1 protein-coding gene is annotated in these 566 nt (G+C 47.3%); it reads left to right on the plus strand.

Features of this window, described 5'->3' with window-relative positions:
• Positions 1 to 257: 257 nt before the first annotated feature.
• Positions 258 to 566: hypothetical protein (locus HMPREF2565_RS14020; protein WP_210385867.1), on the plus strand; the 309-nt coding region annotated here is incomplete at its 3' end.

The raw sequence follows: 566 nt of genomic DNA on the forward strand, positions 1-566 counted from the left end.
CCACTACGTGTCCACGATTTGCGGGCAACCTCACACCCCTTAGAGAATTAAATTATATTTTTCATTGACTGTGCCTTGGCTCACTGCTACCCTTTCTGTAACTTCACTCATGAAAGGAGGAGGCCAATGTCATTCGATTTTGAAGTGATTTCCACCCAGAATCTGATGGAAGCCCACCGCGTTGGACAGGCATAAAACATCAGACAACCACGGGGACCTGAATACATTCGGGCCCCCTTTTTACTTTAAGGAGAACAATGTCCTTGATATCATTCCGGACCGCCCATGAAGTTAGGCCTCTAGGGGATGGCAGGTCAGTTGTTGGATCAAACACGGCAGGAATCGGGCACTATGTCCAGGATCCAGACCACCATCTCCAAAAATTGAATAAAATTTTAAACGGCACCCTAAATCAGCAAGAAGCTACCGAACAGATCGCTAAGCAAACGGGAATTTCTCCCTTTAATGCACATACTCTGCTCGAGAAGCTAATCCAGCTAGGACACATTGAGGCCATTTCTCAACCCAACTTAACCGGCTCTTCCGGTTTTGGAGTGCGTAGCGGG

Source organism: Corynebacterium sp. HMSC072A04 (assembly GCF_001809235.1).
Taxonomy (GTDB): Bacteria; Actinomycetota; Actinomycetes; order Mycobacteriales; family Mycobacteriaceae; genus Corynebacterium; species Corynebacterium hiratae.